General features: G+C 71.8%; 17 protein-coding genes. 4 read left to right on the top strand and 13 right to left on the bottom strand.

Going from position 1 to position 20,351, the window contains the following annotated elements:
* The first annotated feature begins 37 nt into the window (after positions 1-37).
* The gene (locus AB0I28_RS16390) at positions 38-619 is read left to right on the top strand and encodes a histidine phosphatase family protein (RefSeq protein WP_357493929.1); all 582 of its coding nucleotides are present in this window, start codon (positions 38-40) and stop codon (positions 617-619) included.
* 23 nt (positions 620-642) lie between these two features.
* Here AB0I28_RS16390 and AB0I28_RS16385 read toward each other — a convergent pair whose 3' ends face one another.
* The 4 genes from AB0I28_RS16385 to AB0I28_RS16370 form a co-directional block, all read right to left on the bottom strand.
* A complete protein-coding gene (locus tag AB0I28_RS16385) occupies positions 643-1,650 on the bottom strand; it encodes an NADP-dependent oxidoreductase (RefSeq protein WP_357493927.1) in 1,008 nt (335 codons plus the stop codon).
* Between the two features lie 2 nt (positions 1,651-1,652).
* Entirely contained in the window at positions 1,653-2,075 is a 423-nt protein-coding gene (locus tag AB0I28_RS16380) for an organic hydroperoxide resistance protein (RefSeq protein WP_357493925.1), read from the bottom strand.
* A complete protein-coding gene (locus AB0I28_RS16375; protein WP_357493923.1) occupies positions 2,072-2,506 on the bottom strand; it encodes a MarR family transcriptional regulator in 435 nt (144 codons plus the stop codon). The genes AB0I28_RS16380 and AB0I28_RS16375 overlap by 4 nt, the downstream gene beginning before the upstream one ends.
* 81 nt (positions 2,507-2,587) lie before the next feature.
* A complete protein-coding gene (locus tag AB0I28_RS16370; RefSeq protein ID WP_357493921.1) occupies positions 2,588-3,208 on the bottom strand; it encodes a helix-turn-helix domain-containing protein in 621 nt (206 codons plus the stop codon).
* Between the two features lie 99 nt (positions 3,209-3,307).
* Here AB0I28_RS16370 and AB0I28_RS16365 point away from each other — a divergent pair, with 99 nt between their 5' ends.
* Positions 3,308-3,679: a DoxX family protein gene (locus AB0I28_RS16365; protein WP_357493919.1), complete on the top strand. Its 372-nt coding sequence runs from the start codon at positions 3,308-3,310 to the stop codon at positions 3,677-3,679.
* A gap of 9 nt (positions 3,680-3,688) precedes the next feature.
* Here the strand turns inward: AB0I28_RS16365 and AB0I28_RS16360 are convergent, their stop codons facing one another.
* From AB0I28_RS16360 to AB0I28_RS16325, 8 genes are all read right to left on the bottom strand, one after another.
* On the bottom strand, positions 3,689-5,431 hold the full coding sequence (locus AB0I28_RS16360) for an ABC transporter ATP-binding protein (protein ID WP_357493917.1): 1,743 nt from the start codon (positions 5,429-5,431) through the stop codon (positions 3,689-3,691).
* 1,756 nt (positions 5,432-7,187) lie between these two features.
* Positions 7,188-8,402 carry an ABC transporter permease gene (locus AB0I28_RS16355; RefSeq protein ID WP_357493915.1) on the bottom strand — a complete coding sequence of 405 codons (1,215 nt, stop codon included), beginning with the start codon at positions 8,400-8,402 and terminating at the stop codon, positions 7,188-7,190.
* Positions 8,380-9,048 carry an ABC transporter ATP-binding protein gene (locus AB0I28_RS16350; RefSeq protein WP_357493913.1) on the bottom strand — a complete coding sequence of 223 codons (669 nt, stop codon included), beginning with the start codon at positions 9,046-9,048 and terminating at the stop codon, positions 8,380-8,382. Before AB0I28_RS16350 ends, AB0I28_RS16355 begins: the two co-directional genes overlap by 23 nt.
* Positions 9,045-10,268 carry a hypothetical protein gene (locus tag AB0I28_RS16345; RefSeq protein WP_357493911.1) on the bottom strand — a complete coding sequence of 408 codons (1,224 nt, stop codon included), beginning with the start codon at positions 10,266-10,268 and terminating at the stop codon, positions 9,045-9,047. The genes AB0I28_RS16350 and AB0I28_RS16345 overlap by 4 nt, the downstream gene beginning before the upstream one ends.
* Positions 10,269-10,271: 3 nt before the next feature.
* Positions 10,272-11,402, bottom strand: a complete 1,131-nt coding sequence (locus tag AB0I28_RS16340; protein ID WP_357493909.1) for a hypothetical protein — start codon at positions 11,400-11,402, stop codon at positions 10,272-10,274.
* 59 nt (positions 11,403-11,461) lie between these two features.
* The gene (locus AB0I28_RS16335; RefSeq protein WP_357493907.1) at positions 11,462-13,165 is read right to left on the bottom strand and encodes an ABC transporter ATP-binding protein; all 1,704 of its coding nucleotides are present in this window, start codon (positions 13,163-13,165) and stop codon (positions 11,462-11,464) included.
* An 80-nt stretch (positions 13,166-13,245) separates the two neighbouring features.
* On the bottom strand, positions 13,246-14,919 hold the full coding sequence (locus AB0I28_RS16330; protein WP_357493905.1) for a phospho-sugar mutase: 1,674 nt from the start codon (positions 14,917-14,919) through the stop codon (positions 13,246-13,248).
* A gap of 62 nt (positions 14,920-14,981) precedes the next feature.
* A complete protein-coding gene (locus tag AB0I28_RS16325) occupies positions 14,982-16,946 on the bottom strand; it encodes a protein kinase (protein WP_357493903.1) in 1,965 nt (654 codons plus the stop codon).
* 98 nt (positions 16,947-17,044) lie between these two features.
* Between AB0I28_RS16325 and AB0I28_RS16320 the strand changes: the two genes are divergently transcribed.
* Entirely contained in the window at positions 17,045-18,628 is a 1,584-nt protein-coding gene (locus tag AB0I28_RS16320; protein WP_357493901.1) for a methylmalonyl-CoA mutase family protein, read from the top strand.
* On the opposite strand, the gene AB0I28_RS16315 is transcribed toward AB0I28_RS16320, so the two are convergent.
* Entirely contained in the window at positions 18,604-19,851 is a 1,248-nt protein-coding gene (locus tag AB0I28_RS16315; RefSeq protein ID WP_357493899.1) for an MFS transporter, read from the bottom strand. The genes AB0I28_RS16320 and AB0I28_RS16315 overlap by 25 nt on opposite strands.
* A 141-nt stretch (positions 19,852-19,992) precedes the next feature.
* Between AB0I28_RS16315 and AB0I28_RS16310 the strand changes: the two genes are divergently transcribed.
* The gene (locus tag AB0I28_RS16310) at positions 19,993-20,301 is read left to right on the top strand and encodes a hypothetical protein (RefSeq protein ID WP_357493897.1); all 309 of its coding nucleotides are present in this window, start codon (positions 19,993-19,995) and stop codon (positions 20,299-20,301) included.
* The last annotated feature ends 50 nt before the right edge of the window (positions 20,302-20,351 follow it).

The raw sequence follows: 20,351 nt of genomic DNA, 5'->3' as shown, positions 1-20,351 counted from the left end.
TAAGCGGAGGATCGGGCGGGCCCATACGATGGCGGGTATGGCGGAGATCCTTCTCATACGGCACGGCCAGACCGAGTGGAGCCTCTCGGGGCAGCACACGTCGGTGACCGACCTGGACCTGACGACCGTGGGGGTCGAGCAGGCGGAACGTTTGCGGCCCCTGCTGGCCCCGCTGGAGTTCACGAAGGTGCTGTCCTCGCCGCGCAGGCGCGCGCTGCGCACGGCCGAACTCGCCGGGCTGCCGCCGGTGACCATCGACGAGGACCTCGCCGAGTGGGCCTACGGCGACTACGAGGGGATCACCAGCGACGAGATCCACCAGACCGATCCGGACTGGACGATCTGGCGCGACGGCGCACCGGGCGGCGAGTCGCCCGAACAGGTCGGCGAGCGCCTCGACCGGGTGCTCGCGCGGGCCGAGACGGCGCTGGCGATGGGCAACGTGGGGCTGGTCGGGCACGGGCACGCGCTGCGCGCGGCGGCGGCACGGTGGATCGGGCTGGGCACCGAGGGCGGCGCGCTGCTGTGGCTGGACACCGCGACGGTGTCGGCGCTGGGCTTCGAGCACGGCCGGAAGGTGATCCGGCGCTGGAACCTCGTGCCGACCACGATCGGCTGAGGCCCCAGCGCCGGGAGGCGTCGCTAGACGCGCACGACCATCTTGCCGAGGTTCTCGCCGCGCAGCATGCCGAGGAACGCCTCGACGGCGTGGTCGACACCGTCGACGACGGTCTCGTCGGCGATGATGTCGCCGTTGGCGAGCCAGGGCACGGCCTCGGACAGGAACTGCGGCATGAGCTTGCCGTGGTCGCCGACGAGGAAGCCGCGCAGTGTCGCGCGCCTGCCGATGAGCAGGCCGAGGTTGCGCGGGGCGGTGGGCGGTTCGGTCTCGTTGTACATCGAGATCGCGCCGCAGATCGCGGCCCGGCCGTAGAGCTTCATCGAGCCGATCGCGGCTTCGAGGTGCTCGCCGCCGACGTTGTCGAAGTAGACGTCGATGCCGTCGGGGGCGGCCTTCTTGAGCTGGTCGCGGATGCGGCCGTCGTGGTAGTCGAAGGCGGCGTCGAAGCCGAGGCGGCCGGTGAGGTGCTCGATCTTGGCGGCCGAGCCGGCGCTGCCGACCACGCGGGCGGCGCCTTTGAGGCGGGCGATCTGGCCGACCATCTGGCCGACGGCACCGGCGGCGCCGGAGACGAACACGGTCTCGCCGGGCTTCATCGCGGCGATCTCCAGCAGGCCGGCGTAGGCGGTCAGTCCGGTCATGCCGAGCGGGCCGAGGTAGGCCGACTCGCTCGGGACGGCGGCGGGGTCGATCGCGCGGACCTTGGCGGCCTCGATGAGGGCGTGGTCGCGCCAGCCGTTGCCGTGCACGACGTGCGTGCCGACGGCGACCGAGTCGTCCCCGGAGGCGACGACCTCGCCGACGGCCCCGCCTTCCATGGGCTCACCCAGCCGGTAGGGCGGCACGTAGGACGGGACGTCGTTCATGCGGCCGCGCATGTAGGGGTCGACGGAGATGAAGGTGTTGCGGACGACGACCTGGCCGGCGCCGGGCTCGGGCAGGTCGACGGTCTCCAGGGAGAAGTCCTCGGGTACCGGCCAGCCGTGCGGCCGGCGGGCGAGATGCCACTCACGGGACTCGTAGGACATGGTCACTCCCCCTTGTTGACGGTCAGCGTGACCTCGACATTGCCACGGGTGGCGTTCGAGTAGGGGCAGACCTGGTGAGCCTTGGCGACCAGTTCCTCGGCGGTGGCGTGGTCGAGGCCGGGGATGGCGACGTCCAGTTCGACGGTCAGGCCGTAGCCGCCGCCGCTGGCGCCGATGCCGACCTTCGCGGTGACCGTCGAGGCGCCCAGCCGGGTCTTCTCGCGGCGGGCGACGGTCTGGAGGGCGCTGTGGAAGCAGGCGGAGAAGCCGGCCGCGAAGAGCTGCTCGGGGTTGCTGCCGCCGCCGGGGCCGCCGAGGTCGGCGGGGACGCGCAGGTCGAGGTCGAGGAGGGAGTCGCTGGAGGTGACGTGGCCGTTGCGGCCTTCGCCCGTCGCGGTGGCCTCGGCGGTGTAGAGGACCTTCATGATTCGCCCTTCAGGTTGTCGGTGAGGGTGGTGAGCACGTCGCGCAGTTCGACCAGTTCCTCGCGGGTGAGGCCGGAGGCGGCGGCGACCTGCCCGGGGACGGCCCGCGCGCGTTCGCGCAGGGCCTCCCCGTCGTCGGTGAGGTGGACGGTGACCTGGCGTTCGTCGGCGGTGTCGCGGCGGCGGTCGACCATTCCGGCCGACTCCAGGCGCTTGAGCAGCGGCGAGAGCGTGCCCGAGTCGAGACGCAGGGCCGCGCCGAGTTCGGAGACGGTCCGGCCGTCGCGCTCCCAGAGTGCGAGGAGGACCAGGAACTGCGGGTAGGTCAGGCCAAGCTCGTCGAGGATCGGGCGGTACACGCCGGTGACGGCGCGGGAGGCCGAGTGCAGTGCGAAGCAGACCTGGTTGCGCAGTCGGAGGGTCTCGTCCATGCACCTAACGGTAGTGCACGATTAAGTTGTGCACAACTTAATGAGGTGGAGGTGAGGCGGAACACCGGCACCTCGGGCGCGTCAGTGCCCGTAGACGGACACCGGATCCACCGGCGGCGGGAGCACCGCGCCGCCGGAGCCGCCGTAGCCGGCCAGGGCCGCGGCCATGAACCGGCGCGACATCGCCTCGCGCCCTTCGCTGCGACCGACGGCGGCCACGACTCCGGCGTGGGCGAGCACGATCGTCAGGAAGTCCTCGGCGGTGAAGTCGGCGCACAGCAGGCCCGCGTCCTTCGCACGCTCGATGACCACCGCCATGTCGGCACGCATGCAGCGCTTCTGCTCCTCGAAACCGCCCGTGGGGCACATGGCCTCGGAGAAGCCGCGATGCTCCAGCTGGAGGACGCGGGCGCGTTCGAGCACCTCGGCGAAGGCGAGCGCGGGATCGGGGACCTTTTTGGCCCGCGCGACCAGGGCGGCGAAGGTGTCGACGGTGTGCTCGACGCCGGCCTGGATCAGGGCCTCGCGGGTGGGGAAGCGGCGGTAGAGGGTGGCGATGCCGACGCCGGCGCGGCGGGCGATCTCGTCCATGGGGACGTCGCCGCCGCGTTCGGCGAACAGTTCGCGGGCGACGGTGAGGATGCGTTCGCGGTTCTGGGCGGCGTCGGCGCGCAGGCCCGCCGGGGTTTCACGGGTCGCCATGGCCCCAGCCTAACAAGCGGAGATCATGCTCCACTTGTGTTAGGCTCGCCGAAGTTTTGTGGAGACCTCCCTCCACTTCCCCCTCCCGGAGAGCACACCATGGAAACCGCACTGTGGATCGGCCAGATCCTCCTCGCCGCCCTCGGCCTGTCGGGCCTGTTCAAGGCCACCGCGCCCATCCCCACCCTGCGCGAGAAGCTCGGCGCCTGGGTCGACGACTTCCCGCCCATCGGCGTCCGGCTCATCGGCTGGTCGGAGGTCGCGGCGATGTTCGCGCTGATCCTGCCGCCGCTGCTCGACGTGGCCACGATCCTCACCCCGCTGGCCGCCACCGGCCTGGCGCTGATGATGGTCGGCGCGGCGATCGTGCACCTGCGCCACAAGGAGGCCAAGTCGGTCCCCGTCAACGTGGTGCTCTTCGCCGTCGCCGTGTTCGTGGCGTGGGGACGCTTCGGTCCCTACGCGTTCTAGGACCCGGACCTAAGAACGCCAGGACTTCCACAGCGCCGCGTAGTCCCCGTCGGCGGCGATCAGCTCGTCGTGACTGCCCAGCTCGGCGATCCGGCCGCCGCTGACGACGGCGACCCGGTCGGCGTCGTGGGCGGTGTGCAGCCGGTGGGCGATGGCGATCACCGTCCGCCCGGACAGGACCGCCGCGAGCGAGCGCTCCAGGTGGCGGGCCGCGCGCGGGTCGAGCAGCGAGGTCGCCTCGTCGAGGACGAGCGTGTGCGGGTCGGCGAGCACCAGCCGAGCCAGGGCGATCTGCTGCGCCTGCGCCGGCGAGGGCTCGTAGCCGCCGGAGCCCAACTCGGCCTGGAGCCCGCCGGGCAGATCGGCGACCCAGTCGGCGTCCACCGAGGACAGCGCCTGGTGGATCTCCTCGTCGGTGGCGTCGGGGCGGGCGAGCGCGAGGTTGTCGCGAAGGGTCCCGAGGAACACGTGGTGCTCCTGGGTGACCAGCGCGATCCGGCGGCGCAGCTCACCGAGCGGGAGGCCGGTCACGTCGACGCCGCCGACGGTGATCCCGCCCGTGCGCGGCCCGTCGACGCCGGCGAGCAGCCGCCCCAGCGTCGACTTCCCGGCGCCCGAGGGGCCCACCATCGCCAGGCGCTCCCCCGGCCGGATGGTGAGGTCGACGCCGTGGAGCACGTCGTGGCCCTCGGCGTAGGCGTAGCGGACGTCGGTGGCGGCGAGCTTGTCGTCGGCGGGTTCGAGGCCGTGCTCGGTGCGGTCGGCGGGGACCTTGCCGACGCCGAGGACGCGAGCGAAGGACGTCGAGCCGATCTGGAGCTGCTCGGTCCAGGCGAGCAGGCGGTCGAGGGGCTCGATGGTCTGGTTGACGTAGAGGGCCGTGGCGGTGACCGCGCCGATCGTCGCCAAGTCGTTGGCGAACAGGACGCCGCCGACAAGGAGGATCGCCGCGAGCGGGACCATGTAGGTGAACTCGGTGATGGGGAACCACACCGTCCGCAGGCGCAGGGCCGACATCCGCACGTCGTGGAAGCCGCGGAGGGTCTCGTAGCCGCGTTCGACGCGGCGGTCCTGGAGGCCGAGGGCCTCGATCGTGCGCGCACCCTCGACCGTGGTCGCCAGGCCCTCGCTGATCGCCGACCGCGCCCGCCCGTCGCGCAGGTAGACCAGCCGGGCCCGCCGCAGGTACCAGCGGGTCACGACGAACAGGACCGGTCCCCCGACAAGGGAGGTCAGTGCGAGCAGCGGGTTGATCGTGACCATCGCGACGAGGGTGAGGGCGAGTGTCACCACCCCGACGAGCATCTCCGGGACCGCGAAACGGATCGAGGAGCCGAGCGCGTCGACGTCCTGGGAGCTGCGCGTCATGAGGTCGCCGGTGCCGGCCTTCTCGACGGTGGACAGGGGAAGGGACAGGGAACGGGCGATGAAGTTCTCGCGCAGTTCGGCCAGCAGCGTCTCACCGAAGCGGAAGGACACGTAGCGGGCGAAGCGCGTGACGACGGCGTTGACGACCACGAAGCCGGCGATCAGCAGCGCGATCCGGTCGATGCCCGCCTCCGTCGTGCCGACTCGCACGTCGTCGATCAGCCGGCCCAGCAGCCACGGTCCCGCCAACCCCGTCACCGCCGCGAGGACGTGGAGGACGACCACCGCGGTGAGGACGGCGGGGCGGGACTTGAGCAGCCGCCAGGCCGCCCGCCGGACCTCGGGCGGGTCGGCGATGGGGAGGTCGGTGGCGGCGGTGCTCATGGGGGAGGGCTCCTCGGGGTAGGCGCGAGCGACAGTACGCGCGGCGGGGGTGGGCGGCCAGGGGTTTTCCGGGGGGCGGGAGGGGGTGGGGGCGGCAGGGGGTGAGGACCGAAGCGGGTGCGGGTGCCGGGCGGGTGGGAGCGGGGCGTGGGTGGGAGGGCCGAGGCGGTGTGGCCGGGGGAGGTACTGGGCCGAGCCGGCGTGCGGACGGCGGCCCTGTGCGGGAAGGCGGGGTGAGGCATCGGGCAGGACGGTGGACTGGACGGGGCGGGAAGCGAGCGCAGTACGGATGGGGTGCCGCAGCGTGGGCACCGGCGGACGGGCGCGGGGAGGGCAAGGCGGCGAACCGGCGGGGATGGTGGCGGCCGGGCGGCCGCACGGCAACGCTGCCCCACCAACCTCGGGGCTCGCCCGCAAGGCGATACACGGGGTAAGGCGGTGCAGGGCTGCGTGGCGAGGGGTGGAGCAATGCCAGAGAAGGGAGGGGTGGAGTGGCGGCCAGCGGTGGCCCAGAACGACGCGGCCATGCCTGGCGGCCGCCTATCCGCCGGAGCAACTCCCCCGACAGCTTCGGAACCGGCGAGAAGCGGCGGCACTGAAGAAGCCCGGACGCCGACTGCCGCAGGCCGCGAACAAACCCAGCGGTGAGGTGGTGATCGCGGTGGCGGTGGCAGCGGCAGCGGAGACCATGCTTGGCGGCCGCCTATCCGCCGGACCACCTCCCCCGACAGCTTCGGAACCGGCGAGAAGCGGCGGCACTGAAGAAGCCCGGACGCCGACTGCCGCAGGCCGCGAACAAGCCGAGCGGTGGCGGTGGCGGTGGCGGTGGCGGTGGCGGTGGCGGTGGCGGTGGCGGTGGCGAAGCAAACCACAGCAACGCCTCAAAATGCCGCGAGGAGCGGCCGTTGGAGTGAAGCGGACTCGACGAGCGACCATAGGAGAAGCGCGGTCACGGTACGCGGGAGCTTGCCGAAAACGCGGCGAAGTCCGGTGAGAGCCGATGGACCACGGCCGACGGCCGACGGGTCAGCGGTCAGCGGTCAGCGGTCAGCGGTGACTTGACTCACGAGCGGCGGCAGCAGCAGCAGCAACGGCAACGGCTGGAGTGACGCGGGTGGCTGGGAATGAACGCGCTGGCGGCGTGCGGCAACTCGGCCCTTGCGCGCGGACAACGGCTCGCAGCTCGGAACTGGTGGCTCGTGGCTGGCAGACGCCCGTTGGCAGCTCGCAACTCGGCGCCGGTGGCACGCGGCTGGCAGACGCCCGTTGGCAGCTCGCAACTCGGCGCCGGTGGCTCGTGGCTGGCAGACGCCCGTTGGCAGCTGGCCGGCGGCTGGCGGCTGGCCGGCGGCTCGGAGCCGGGGCTGGCGCCTCCAGCTCACGCCCGGACTGGATCAGGCCCAGCGAGGGCCAGACATCCCCACACCGCGGGCAGGGCTGGTCGCGCACTACTGAGGCAGGCGGCCACGAATCCCCGAAGCCGCCCACCCGACGCCCCCCACCCCACCGCCCACCTCCCCCGACGGCGAGTCCGCCGCCGCGCCCAGCGGCGGACCGCGCCCAGCGGCGCAACGAGCAGAGACCCGGGAACCGATCACCACCCCGGTTCCCGGGTCGTGCCGCGGGCGGTCGTCTCCACTGGACCGCGTCGCGGCTGGGCGGGGTCGCGCCGGTTCCCTGTCGGCGTTCCGCCCGGTATGGGGCCGCCGCCGGGCCGTGTGGTGGTGGGTGGCGGTGGCGGCGGCCGTGTGTTCGGTCAGGTTGTTCGTAGGGCTTCGACGGGGTGGAGTCGGGCGGCGGCCAGTGCGGGGTAGATGCCGGCGAGGGTGCCGACGACGAGTCCGAGGAGGGGCCCGCCGGCCAGCAGGACGGGGTCGAGGATCACCAGCCAGTCCTTGCCGAGTGCGGCGGCGGCGGTGGCGTCGACGCCGAGGACGGTGCCGATGGTCCCTCCGACCAGCCCCAGGATCCCCGACTCGAAGAGGAACTGAACGGTGATGGCCGACCTGGTGGCACCGGTGGCTCGGCGCAGCCCGATCTCGGGTTTGCGCTCCAGCACGGCCACGTAGGTCGTGTTGGAGATCCCGATGGCCGCGATGAGCAGCGAGATCGCCGCGAGCCCCAGGAACAGCGCCTGCGTCTCCGACTGCACGCCCTGCTGGAAGGTCTCCAGGTCGGGCGGGGTGGTCACGGTGAGCCGGTCGGGGGCTTGCGGATGCAGGGCCAGCGCGACTTCGGTGGCGACCTGCTGCGCGGCGCCGGGCTGGGTGCGCACGACGGCCTCGGCCGCGCTGAACCCGCCGCCGAGGCAGCGTTCGTAGGGGAACACCAGGGCGCGGGTGAAGCGCGTCTCGGCTTCGGGCGCGTTGAAGATCCCGACGACGAGGTAGGGCTGCCCGCCGATGAAGACCATGGGCCCGTCGGCGAGGGTCTTGATGCCGAGCTGGTCGGCGGCGGCGGTGTCGAGCATGACGACGGGGTCGCCGCGTTCGCCGTGCCCGGCGTCGAACCAGCGGCCCATCTCCAGGCCGGCCTGGTAGGCGAGCATCGCCTCGGGCTGGGCGGCCATCGCCGACAGGTTGACGGTCTTGCCGTAGGCGTTGCGGCCGACGTCGATGTCGTCGGCCTTGCAGGACAGCCCGGCCTGGTCGACGCCGTTGAGGGTGCGGACGTTGTCCGACGCGGTGCCCGGCGGCGCGGCGATCCCTTCGGGGTAGCGGGCGGTGACCTGGGTGGACTTGACGGCGTCGAAGCGGTCCGAGACGGCCCCGGCGGCCGAGGCGGTGATGCCGAGGGTGCCGATGGCGGTGGCGATGCCCAGCGCCACGCCGGCGATGGTGAGGCTCGACCGCAGCCGCCGTCCTTTGACAGCGAGGGCGGCCTGCACGAGCGCGTCGCGGGGCGAGGTGGCGAGCTTGCGCCCGAACTCGGGTTCGGCGCTCCTTGCCTTACGCCGCCAGGGGAGCCGCATGGCCGTCCACCACCCTCACGGTGCGGTCGGCGCGGTCGGCGACCTCGGTCTCGTGGGTCACGATCACGACGGCGCGGTCGCCGGTCACCAGTTCCTCCAGCAGGTCGAGCACAGCCTGGGTGTTCTCGCTGTCGAGGTTCCCGGTGGGTTCGTCGCACAGCAGGACGCGGGGTTCGTGGACGATCGCGCGGGCGATCGCGACGCGCTGCCGCTCGCCTCCGGAGAGGGTCGCGGGCTGGGCGTGCAGGCGGTGGCCGAGCCCGACGGACCGCAGCGCGGCCTCGGCGAGCCCGGAGCGTTCCTTGCGCGGCACGCCGAGGTGCGCCAGCGGCATGGCGACGTTGGCGAGGCAGTCGAGGTGGGCGATGACGTAGGCGGACTGGAACACGAAGCCGAGGGTCGTGGCGCGCAGCGCGGTGCGCTGCCTCTCCTTGAGGGTCCCGGTGTCGACGCCGGCGAGCCGGTAGGTGCCCGAGGTCGGCTCGTCGAGCAGGCCGAGGACGTTGAGGAGGGTCGACTTCCCCGACCCCGAGGGCCCGACGATGGCGACGATCTCACCGGTCTCGACGGTGAAGGTCGCGTCGCGCAGCGCGGCGACCTCGGGCGGGCCGGGGAAGGTGCGGCCCACCTCGGTCAGCTCGATCATTTCTTGGTGCTCCGTTCGGCGACGACGACCTTCGCGCCGACCGCCAGTTCGCCCTCCTTCGGGGTGACCGCGACGAGTCCCTCGTGGTTGAGGTGAACGGTGACCGGCACGTCGACGCGGTTGCCGGCGGCGTCCACAGTGGTCACGACGTCGGTGCTCGCCTTACGCCACAAGGCGGAGACGGGTACCACGACGGCTTCGAGCGGTGAGTGCTCGAACTCCACGACGACGCTCTGCGCGGATCCGGCCTTGGGCTTCTTGGGCAGGTCGCCGGGGGCGACCTTGAAGGTCGCGACCTCCGTCGGGCCGCCGCCGTCGCCGCCCCAGGCGTCCTCCTCCTCGTTCTTCTCCTCCTCTTCCTGACCGGCGGGCACGCCGATGCCGAGGAGGCTGGTCCCCTTCTCCTCAAGGGGGCCCTCGCCGAAGGTCAAACGTGCGTCGTCGCCGATGTCGTCGAGGCCCTTGTGGCCGTCGGGAAGCGGGACGGTCACCTGCCAGGCACCGCCGACCAGGGTCAGCAGGGTGTCCTTGGCGGGGAGCCCGACCTGGGCGCTGATCTTGCCGACCGTCGCGGGCAGCGAGGCGGCGATCAGCAGCTCGGCGGCGGGCACGGCGACCAGTTTCGGCGCCGGCTTCGACTCGCCGTCCTCGCCGACCGTCGACTCACCGTCCACAGTGGGCACCTGGTAGCCGAGCGCGCCGTAGAGGCGCCGGACGTCGGCGGTCGTGCGGGCGTCGAAGGTGCCGGTGACGGGCGTGCCGTACATGGGCGCCAGGGCCGACTGGAGCTGCGAGACGTCGCGGCCCTTGTCGCCTTCCTTGATGTCGCGAAAGGCCGGGAACTTGCCCTTGAGCGCGATCATCGGGCGCCCGGAGATCTCGATGAGGCACTGGCCGTTGGCGACCTCGTCGCCCGACTTGCGCGGCAGGTAGGTCACGATCTGCTCGGCGCCGCCGCCCTCGGCACCGCCGGTCGCCGGCGCCTTGACCGCGAGGGCGACCTCGCGGCTGAGTTCGCCGTCGTAGGTGCGCTTCGAGGCGAGCGGGCCCTCCTGGACGGTCGCGGTGACCGTTGAAGGTTCGGGCGAGTCGGCCTCGGCCGACACCTGCGCGGGCGTGCGCGCCTGGGATCCGGCCCACACCGCGACGCCGGAGGAGACCACCAGGCCGAGGCTGAGCAGCGAGATGACGACCCGCGAGCGGGTGATGGTGATGGCCACCGGTTACTCCTTCAGCTGACCTTGAGCGGTGACCAGCGCGGCCTTCACGTACTCGTACCAGCCGAACAGTTCGGTCTCGTAGTCGACGAGGTAGGTGTCCAGGGCGCCCTTCATCAGTTCCGTCGCGCCGGTCGAGTGGCCGCTCTCCTGGTCGCACTCGACGTGGGCGACGGCCAGCTTGATCTCCTTCTCCCTGGCGACGTCCATCTCCTCGTCGGTCGGCATCTCGAACTCGTCCTCGCCGACCGCGATGGCGGTGCTGTTGCCCTCGCCGTCCTCCTCGACCGTCATCGGCCCGTAGTAGAGCTCGTTGGCCTTCTCCCAGGCCTCGTCGGGGCTTTCGAGCCCCTCGTAGCCCCGGCCGGACATGCACGTCGACCAGGACACGTCGAGGGCCTGCATGTCGGCGCCCTCGCGCAGTTCCTCCCAGATGAGGCTGGAGAACTTGTCGAGCGCGTAGTACTCCTTCTCCAGGTAGACGGCGATGCCGTCGGGGAAGATCTGGGCGTTGACCTCGGCCGTGCAGCCCTGCGTGGGGAACTGGCGGGTCGTGCCGTCGGGGAGCGTGATCTTCTCGTGGTTGGGGAAGTCGGGCTCCTCGTGCGACTTCACCGGGTCGCCGTCGCTCTTCTCCTCCAGGTTCTCGTAGAACTCCTGGTAGATCTTCTCCTTGTCGACGCCTTCGAGGGCGATGTAGTACGCCTCGCGCTCGTCGTCGGACAGCTCCGTGTAGAAGCTGTCGTCCCACTCCTCCTCGCCCGGCATGGCGTCGCCGCTGGAGTCGTCGCTGGGCGCGTCGTCGGGCGAGGAGCCACGGGGGTCCATGCCGTAGCCGTTCTTCTGGGCCCCTTCCAGGGTGAGCGCCTGCTCGTTCTGGATGATCTCGTCGGGGTTGAAGACCCAGACCTCGCCGCCCATCCCGTTGTCGGGGTGCACGCTGAAGCCCTTGGCCTCCATGCACTGCCGGGTCAGCCGCTGGATCACCTGGTCCAGTTCGGCGTCGGCCTTGTTGCCCTCAAGCCACGCTTCCTTGGCGCCGCTGGGTTTTCCGTCATCACCGTCGCCTCCGCAGGCGCTGAGCGCCAGCGCTGCGATCAGAACGGCCGGCAGCAGCCGGTACACACGTGACCTCATGGTCCCTCCATCTGTCTTCACCCCGAAAGATGCCGATGGCGGGCCGGAGGTTGCCGTCCTCAGTCCTCGGATTCCCCGCGCGTCACGGTCGCCCGGTAACGCGGCTCGGTTCGCAGCAGCTCGTGGTGCGGTCCGGTGGCCAGCACCTTCCCTCTGTCCACATAGGCCACTTCGTCGACCTTCGACAGCAGCAGCGGGCTCGTGGTCGCCACGATCGTGGTGCGCCCGGCGCGCGCTTCCCCGATGCGCTCGGCGATCGCGGCCTCGGTGTGCGCGTCGACGGCCGAGGTCGGCTCGACGAGGATCAGCACCTCGGGATCGACGACCAGCGCGCGGGCCAGCCGCAACCGCTGCCGCTGACCGCCCGACAGGGACCGCCCGGCCTCGGCGACCTCGCCGTCGAGCCCGCCGGGCAGCGCCTCGACGATGTCCTCGGCGGCCGCGACCCGCAGGGCGCGTTCCAGGACGTCGTCGCCGTTGCCGCCGCGCACGTCGAGCTCCTCGCGCAGCGTCCCCGCGAACAGCCGCGACTCGTTGTCGGCGACCAGGATCCGGCGCCGCACCTCGGCGACCGGCATCGCCGACAGCGGCACGTCACCGAAGGTCGCGCCGGAGTCCTCGTAGCGCCCGAGGCGGTCGGCGATGGCCGTGGCGTCGGCCGGTTCGGCGGCCGCGATCGCGTACAGGCGACCGGCCGGCACCGCCAGACCCGACGCGGGGTCGACCAGCTCACCGCCCTTGCTGTCCACAGTGGACGACTCGTCGGCCACGTCCGGCTGGAGATTGAGGATGTTCACCACCCGGCGCGCCGCGACAAGGCCGCGCGTGACCTTGTAGGCGGCCTCGGCGAAGGTGCGCAGCGGGATCGTCAGCAGGGCCGCGTAACCGTAGATCGCCACCACGTCGCCGACGCTGATCGCGCCCGAGTTCGCCATCCGCGCCGACAGCCACGTCACCAGCGCCAGGAACAGTCCCGGCAGCAGGATCTGCAGGGCCTCCACCCACGTCTGCACCGCGCCGATCCGGTAGCCCGCCCGCCGCAACTCCTGCGAGCGCTCGGCATACCGGCGGGAGAACAGCTCCTCGCCCCCGATGCCGCGCAGCACCCGCAGACCCGACACGATGTCGTTGGCCTGCGCCGACAACCCGCCCTGTTGCTCGCGGTAGTGCGCCTCGCGCCGCTGGAGCGGCTTGATCAGCGGACCGACGAGGAACATCAGGATCGGCACCCCGATGAGCACCACCGCTCCGAGCGGCGGCGAGATCGCCAGCAGGATGGTGACGATGACCACAAGCGTGACGACCGCTCCGCTGAGCCGCGCGCTGATGTCGAGGGCCATGCCGATGTTGCTGATGTCGGCCGCGCCGACCGACACGACCTCACCGGTGGAGACCTGCTTGGGCAGGGCCGCACCGAGCAGCACGGCCCGCTTGGTGGTCACCTGCACGGTCCGGAACGCACCGAACATCGACACCATGACGACCGTCCGGTGCCGCATGATCCCCGCCGCCGCACCCACCGCGGCCAGCACCAGGATGCCTCCCGACCAGGCCAGCAGTGACGGCCAGTGCTTCGTCGCCACGCCCTCGTCGATCGCCCGGCCGAGCAGCGCGGGCGAGACGGCCATGCAGACCATCCAGACGATGCCGTAGAACATTCCGGCCAGGACACGGGAAGCCTGCCCGCGCAGCAGCCACCAGAGGTAGCGGGCGGGCGACTTCGCGTCAGGGGTGCCGGGGTCGGCGGAGGGGAGGGTGCGCACAGCCGGTGGACGTTACGCCCGCAGGCAGCCCGGGGCGAGGGGTTTTCGGCCAGGCGGGAAGCCCTCGCCCCCCGCCCGCCTCACGCCCGTTCTAACAAGCCCAGCGCGTGCGCGACCTCGGTCCGCAGCGCCTGGAGGCACGCCGTGGCCCGCTCGCGGGCCTCGCCGACCTCACCGTCGCGGACCGGCTCGATGACCTCCAGGTACGCCTTCAGCTTCGGCTCCGTGCCCGACGGCCGCACCACCACGCGCGCCTGCGGTGTCCGCAGCCGCATCGCGTCGGTCTCCGGCAGCAGGTCCTCGATCGAGGCGACCGGCTCGTCCAGCAGCGTCGCCGGCGGGCGCTCGCGCAACCGGGCCATGGCGTCGGCGATCTCGCGAAGGTCCTCCACGCGCACCGACAGCTGGTCGGTGGCGTGCACGCCGAACTCCTCGGCCAGCTCGTCGAGACGCTCGCCGAGGTTGCTCAGGCGGGCCTTGAGCCCGGCGGCCAGTTCGCAGGCGAGGACGGCCGCGCTGACACCGTCCTTGTCGCGGACGTGGTCGGGGGCGACGCAGTAGCCGATGGCCTCCTCGTAACCGAAGGCGAGATCCCGGGAGGCGCGCACGATCCACTTGAAGCCGGTGAGGGTCTCCTCGTAGTGGACGTCGCGGGCCAGGCACAGGGCGCGCAGCATCGACGAGGAGACGATGGTGGTCGCGTAGGTGCCCTCGCGGCCGCGCCGCATGAGGTGGTCGGCGAGCAGGATGCCGAGCTCGTCGCCGCGCAGGAGGCGCCAGTCCTCGCCGTCGGGGATCGCCACGGCGCAGCGGTCGGCGTCGGGGTCGAGGGCGATGGCGATGTCGGCCTTGCGCTGGCGCGCGAGGTTGAGCAGCCGGTCGGTGGCGCCGGGCTCCTCGGGGTTGGGAAAGGCGACGGTCGGGAAGGCCGGGTCGGGGCGGTTCTGCTCGGCGACGATGGTGGGCGCCGAGAAGCCCGCGAGGGTGAGGGCCTCGGTGAGGGTCTTGCCGCCGACGCCGTGCATGGGCGTGGCGACGATGTCGAGGTCGCGCGGGTCGTCGCGGTCGGTAATGGCGGCGACGCCGGCCAGGTAGCCCTGCACGATGGGACCGTCGAGGAGCTCGGCGGCGTCGCCCAGGGGCACGTCGGCGAGGCGTCCGACGGCCGCGATGGCCGCCTCGATCTCACTGTCCACAGGGGACACGATCTGCGCGCCCGCGCCGAGCACGCCGCCGAGTTCGGCGCCCAGGTACACCTTGTACCCGTTGTCGCGCGGCGGGTTGTGGCTGGCGGTGACCATGACCCCGGCGACGGCGTTCAGCGCGCGGACGGCATAGGCCAGCACCGGCGTAGGCAGCGCCTCGGGCAAGATCAGCGCCCGCCGGCCGGTGCCGGTCACGACCCGCGCGGTCTCCTCGGCGAAGTCCAGCGACCCGTAGCGGGCGTCGTAGCCGATCACCACCGGACCCTGCGCGCCCGACTTGTCCAGCCAGGCGCACAGTCCGGCCGCCGCGGCGCGAACGACCGCGCGGTTCATGCCGTTGGGCCCGGCGCGCACCGGCCCGCGCAGACCCGCGGTGCCGAAGGCGAGCCGCCCGGCGAAGCGGTCGGCGAGGTCGGCGGCACTGTCGGGCAGCTCGTCGAGGACGCGGCGCAGCTCCTTGGCGGTCGCGGGGTCCGGATCGTCGGCGATCCAGGACTGCGCGGCCGCGCTCAACCGCGCGAGCCTGCGGTCAGGTGGTGACTGGTTCATGCGTGCATGTTCGCATAACGGACACACGAGTGGTGCCTGGGTGGCACCACGCGTAAAGGCCGTTACTCGACGAGCTCGTAGGAGGCCACCGCCTGGTCGAACACGGCCTGACTGTCGGCGAAGGTGTCGTCGGGAACCGAGAGGTAGATGTGGTAGTTCACGCCGTCGACCTTGATGATCGCCCACAGCGCGTGCCGGACCACGTCGTCCTTGTCGCGGATGCCGGTGTACTCGATGACCGTGCCCTCGTGCCCGCCGAAGGTGATGGGCTCCAGCTTGAGCTGCTTGAGGCTGTCCTTCTTGAACTCGCCGCCGTCGAGCCCCGCGGCGGCGCTGGTGAGCAGCTTGTCCGGAGCGGACTTCTCCTTGGTGACGTTGAAGCGGATCCAGCGGTCCGCGTTGGCGGGATCCTTGCAATCGATGACGTTGCCGCCGTTCGGCACGATCGTCCAGCCCTTGGGCACGTTGACCGTGTAGTCGCCGTCCGGGCTGGTGTAGAGATCGGCCTCGGCGGCGGTGTTCGAACCGTCGTTGCCCGTCGGGGTCGCGCCGCCGGGGTTGTCCTCGTCCCCGCCGCCGAGCATGCTCGTCACGCCGATGATCAGCGCGACGACCACGACGCCGGCCGCGACGGCCAGCATCCACGGCTTCGTGTGCTTCTTCGCGGTCTCCAGAAGGCCGCCGACGCCGCCCGGCTTCTCTCCGCCGCCGCCCTGACCGGGCATCGGCGGGTAGTTCGGGGTCTGCGGCGGGAACTGGCCCTGCGGAGGTCCGTACGGGGACGACTGGTGCTGCGACGGGGCATAGGCCGGCTGCGGAGGCATGAACGGCCGCGTCTCCTCGCCGTAGCCGCCGTGCGAGGGCTGCGGCGGGGTGAAGGGACGGGTCTGCTCCCCGTAGCCGCCCTGCGGCGGCGCGGGCGGGCTGAACGGGTGGGCCTGCTCGTAAGCGCCGCTGTTCGGCGAGGGGGCCGGATGGGCGGCCGTCGACTCGAAGGCGGCCTCGGGGCGCGGCTGCTGGAACATAGGCGGCGCGGAGGTCGGCATGCCCGACACCGGGACGGCCGAGACGGGCGCGCCCGACACCGGCGGCGAGGACACCGGCCGGGAAGGCTGCTGCGGGATGACGCGGTGCAGGTCGGTGAGACCGTCGACGGCCTGCGACGCCAGCGGCCCGGCGCCGCCGAGAAGCTGCTGGATCGCCGCGCGGGTCTGCTCGACGGTCCAGCGGCGGTGCGGGTCCTTGTCGAGCAGCCCGCCGAGGATCGCCATCAGCGGCCCCGCGCGGCGCGGGGACTCCGGCGGGTCGTGCACGACGGCCTGCATCGTCGCCAGCGCGTTGGCGCGGTCGAAGGGCGGCCGGCCCTCCACGGCGGCGTAGAGGGTCACACCGAGGGAGAAGAGGTCGCTGGCGGGGCCGATCTGGCCGCCGGTGGCGCGTTCGGGGGCGATGTAGTGGGCCGAGCCGAGGACCATGCCGGGCGTGGTCAGGTTCGAGGGCTGGTTGGTGCGGGCGACGCCGAAGTCCGACAGGACACAGCGGCCGTCGGAGCTGATGAGCACGTTGCCGGGCTTGACGTCGCGGTGCAGAATCCCTGCGGCGTGCGCTGCTTCCAGAGCGCCGAGCATGGAAAGGCCGATCTTGGCCACCACGCGGGGCGGCATCGGGCCGTCCTCCTTGAGGATGTCGGCGAGGCTGCGGGCCTGGAGCAGCTCCATGATGATCCAGGGGCGCCCGCCTTCGGTGATGACGTCGAAGACGCGGATCACCGACGCGTGCGAGAGAGCCGCGGCCGCGCGCGCTTCGCGCAGCGTGCGCTCGACGAGCGTGTCGCGCTCGGCGGCCGGCAGCTCGGGCGGGAGCAGGACCTCCTTGACGGCGACGTCACGCTGGAGCAGGCCGTCGTGGGCCCGCCAGACGGCTCCCATGCCGCCGTCGCCGATGGGGGCGCGCAGCTCGTAACGTCCGGCGATCGTCGCGCCGACGACAGCCCGTCCGTCTTCGGGCACGGGGGTGTGCTGAGTCACGATGCTTCCTCCGAGGGGCGAGGGTCCCATTGTGGCGGAACCGCGCCATTGTGCCCACCGGCCGCCAGCCGCCCGAGGCCGCCCCTACTATCAGCGCCATGACGGACGTACGACGTGGTGAGTCTGGCTTCCCCATCAAACCGGTATATAAGGCCGCTGATGTGGCACCCGGGCTAGACGAGCGCCTCGGGGAACCCGGTGGTTTCCCGTACACAAGGGGCGTTTACCCCACCATGTACACCACGCGGCCGTGGACCATGCGACAGTACGCCGGTTTCGGCACCGCCGCCGAATCCAACCGCCGCTACCACCAACTCCTGGACGCCGGGACGATGGGACTTTCGGTGGCGTTCGACCTGCCCACGCAGATGGGCTTCGACTCCGACGACCCGATCGCGCGCGGCGAGGTCGGCAAGGTCGGTGTGGCGATCGACTCGATCGAGGACATGCGGGTGCTGTTCGAGGGCATCCCGCAGGACAAGGTCTCGGTCTCGATGACGATCAACGCCCCGGCGGCGGTCCTGCTGGTGCTCTACCAGCTCGTCGCCGAGGAGAAGGGCATCCCCGGTTCGGCGCTCCTGGGGACGATCCAGAACGACATCCTCAAGGAGTACATCGCGCGGGGAACCTACATCTACCCCCCGAAACCGTCACTGCGTCTGGTATCCGACACCTTCGCCTACTGCCGCTCCGAGATTCCACAGTGGAACACCATCTCGATCTCCGGCTACCACATGGCCGAGGCCGGGGCGACTCCCACGCAGGAGATCGCGTTCACGATCGCCAACGGGATCGAGTACGTGCGGGCGGCGATCGCGGCCGGGATGGACGTCGACGAGTTCGCGCCCCGGCTGTCCTTCTTCTTCGTGGCGCGCACGACGCTGCTGGAGGAGGTCGCGAAGTTCCGGGCCGCGCGGCGGATCTGGTCGCGGGTGATGCGCGAGGAGTTCGGCGCGAAGAACCCGAAGTCGCTGATGCTGCGCTTCCACACGCAGACCGCGGGCGTGCAGCTGACCGCCCAGCAGCCGGAGGTCAACCTCGTCCGGGTCGCCGTGCAGGGCCTGGGCGCCGTCCTCGGCGGGACCCAGTCGCTGCACACGAACTCCTTCGACGAGGCGATCGCGCTGCCGACGGAGAAAGCCGCGCGCCTGGCGCTGCGCACGCAGCAGGTCCTCGCCTACGAGACCGACGTGACGGCGACCGTCGACCCCTTCGCCGGGTCCTATGTGGTCGAGGCGATGACCGACGAGATCGAGGCCGAGGCGGTCGGGCTGATCGAGCGCGTCTTCGCGCACGGCTCGTCGGTCGAGGCGATCGAGGCCGGTTTCCAGAAGCAGGAGATCGAGCAGAGCGCCTACGCCACGGCACTGTCGATCGACTCCGGCGAGCGGGTCGTGGTGGGCGTCAACCGCTTCACCCTCGACACCGAGGAGCCCTACGAACCGCTGCGCGTCGACCCCGCCATCGAGGCCGCCCAGACGGGCCGGCTGGCGAGGCTGCGCGCCGAACGCGACAACACCGAGGTCGAGGCGAGGCTCGCCGCGCTGCGGGAGGCCGCCGACGGCGAGGACAACGTCCTCTACCCGCTGCGGGAGGCTCTGCGGGCGAAGGCGACCGTCGGGGAGGTCTGCAACACCCTGCGCGAGGCCTGGGGGCGCTACGTGCCGCCGGACTCGTTCTGACGCGACTCCAGGTCCGTCATGGCGCTGCGCATGCGCAGCCCCAGCGGCACCGCCAGGGCGAGCAGGACCACGCCCTGGAAGGCCGGGACCGTCCACAGTGGCGCGAACTCCAGCACGCCGCCGACGGCGAGGTTGGCCAGCGGCGACAGTCCGGTGGCGGCGGCGAAGAACAGCCCGAGCACGCGCCCGTGCATGGTCGCCGGCGTGAAGCGCCGGATCAGCGACATGACGAGCGGGACGACCGGGCCGCTGCCGAGCCCGGCGAGGGCGAGGAAGGCCAGTCGCGCGCCGAAGACGGGGACGGCCACGAAGGCGAGCATCGCGACGCCTTCGGCGGCGAGGCAGGCCAGCAGCGCCTTCCAGCGCGCGACGCGGTCGACCATGAGCGTGTAGAGGCCGAGCCCGAGCAGTGAGCCGAGCGTGCTGGCGCCGAGCAGCCAGCCGAGACCGCCTTCGGGCGCGCCGGTCCGGACGCCGTACAGCGGCAGCACGACCGTCCCCATGGCCGCGGCGATGCCCGAGATGGCGCAGCCGGCCAGCAGGGCCAGGCGCACCGGTGGTTCCCGCCAGGCGGTGCGCAGGCCGTCGAGCCAGTCGCGCAGGAGGCTGCCGCCGGCGGCGGCCACGCCGGGCTTGGGCGCGTAGCGGACGCATGCCACGACGAGCGCGGTCAGCGCGAAGCTGCCGGCGTCGATCCAGATGAGCGTCGCCAGGTCCACCGCCGCGGCGAGCAGGCCGGCCAGGGCGAGGCCGCCGACGTAGCCGGCGTTGAGCAGGAACTGGTAGGCGCTCTCGGCGCGGTCGACGTTGACGCCGGCGTCCTCGGCGACCTGGTTGACCAGGCCCCGGCGGGCCATGCCGCCGGTGCTCCCGCAGGCGTTGGCGACCATCCCGATCGCGCAGAGCACGCCGACGTTGAGCGGGCCGAGCCGGTCGAGCAGCGGGATGAGCGTGAGCACCAGCGCTGCCGACAGGCTTCCGGCGACGGCGGTCCGGCGGGCGCCGAAGCGGTCGGCGAGGGCGCCGCCGAAGGTGTTCCCGGCGACGAGGCCGACGGCCTCGAAGGCGCCGACGAGGCCGAGGTGGAACGCCGAGCCGGTCAGGTGCAAGACCAGCAGCGGGACCGCGACGACCGTCACCGCGCTGCCGAAGACGTTCACCGCCGTGGAGGCCAGCACGATGTTCAGCGGGGCGCGTGAGCGCTCGGCGAGGGCGTCGGTCACCGGGGCGGTCCTTTCGGGGCACGGGTGGCAAACGCTAGATCGGCTCACATGCGGACGGAAGAGGCCTGGCGCGAAGTCGCCGAACGGCGTACGCGGAGTAACGAACGGGACACCTGGGTATGAGCGTGTTAGACAGACAGGATGACGAGGGAGGACGAAGCGTTCTACCGGGAGCTGTCCGAGCGCGCGAGCGTCCTGCTGGGCGTGCGGGTTTCTCCCCGGCACGTGAAGGTGGCGTACCTGCTGTGGTCGGGCCACGACGACGAGCGGGTCGCCCGGGAGGTGGGGTGCGGGCGACGGACGGTTCAACGGGATGTGGCGGGTCTGGCGGTGATGTTGGGAGCCAGGTCGAGGTTCGCGGTAGCGTTCGAACTGGGCCGCCTCTGGGAGAGGCTCCAACGGGAGCGGCCACAGGAGAGCCCCTACTGGCGCCGCCGTATCAGCGAATAGCAAAGATCAATTGCCACTCGGTGCGAAGATAATTGCACTCAGTGCCTTAA

Source organism: Phytomonospora sp. NPDC050363 (genome assembly GCF_040655735.1).
Lineage (GTDB): Bacteria > Actinomycetota > Actinomycetes > Mycobacteriales > Micromonosporaceae > Phytomonospora.
This window is presented reverse-complemented; position numbering and strand designations above follow the sequence as displayed.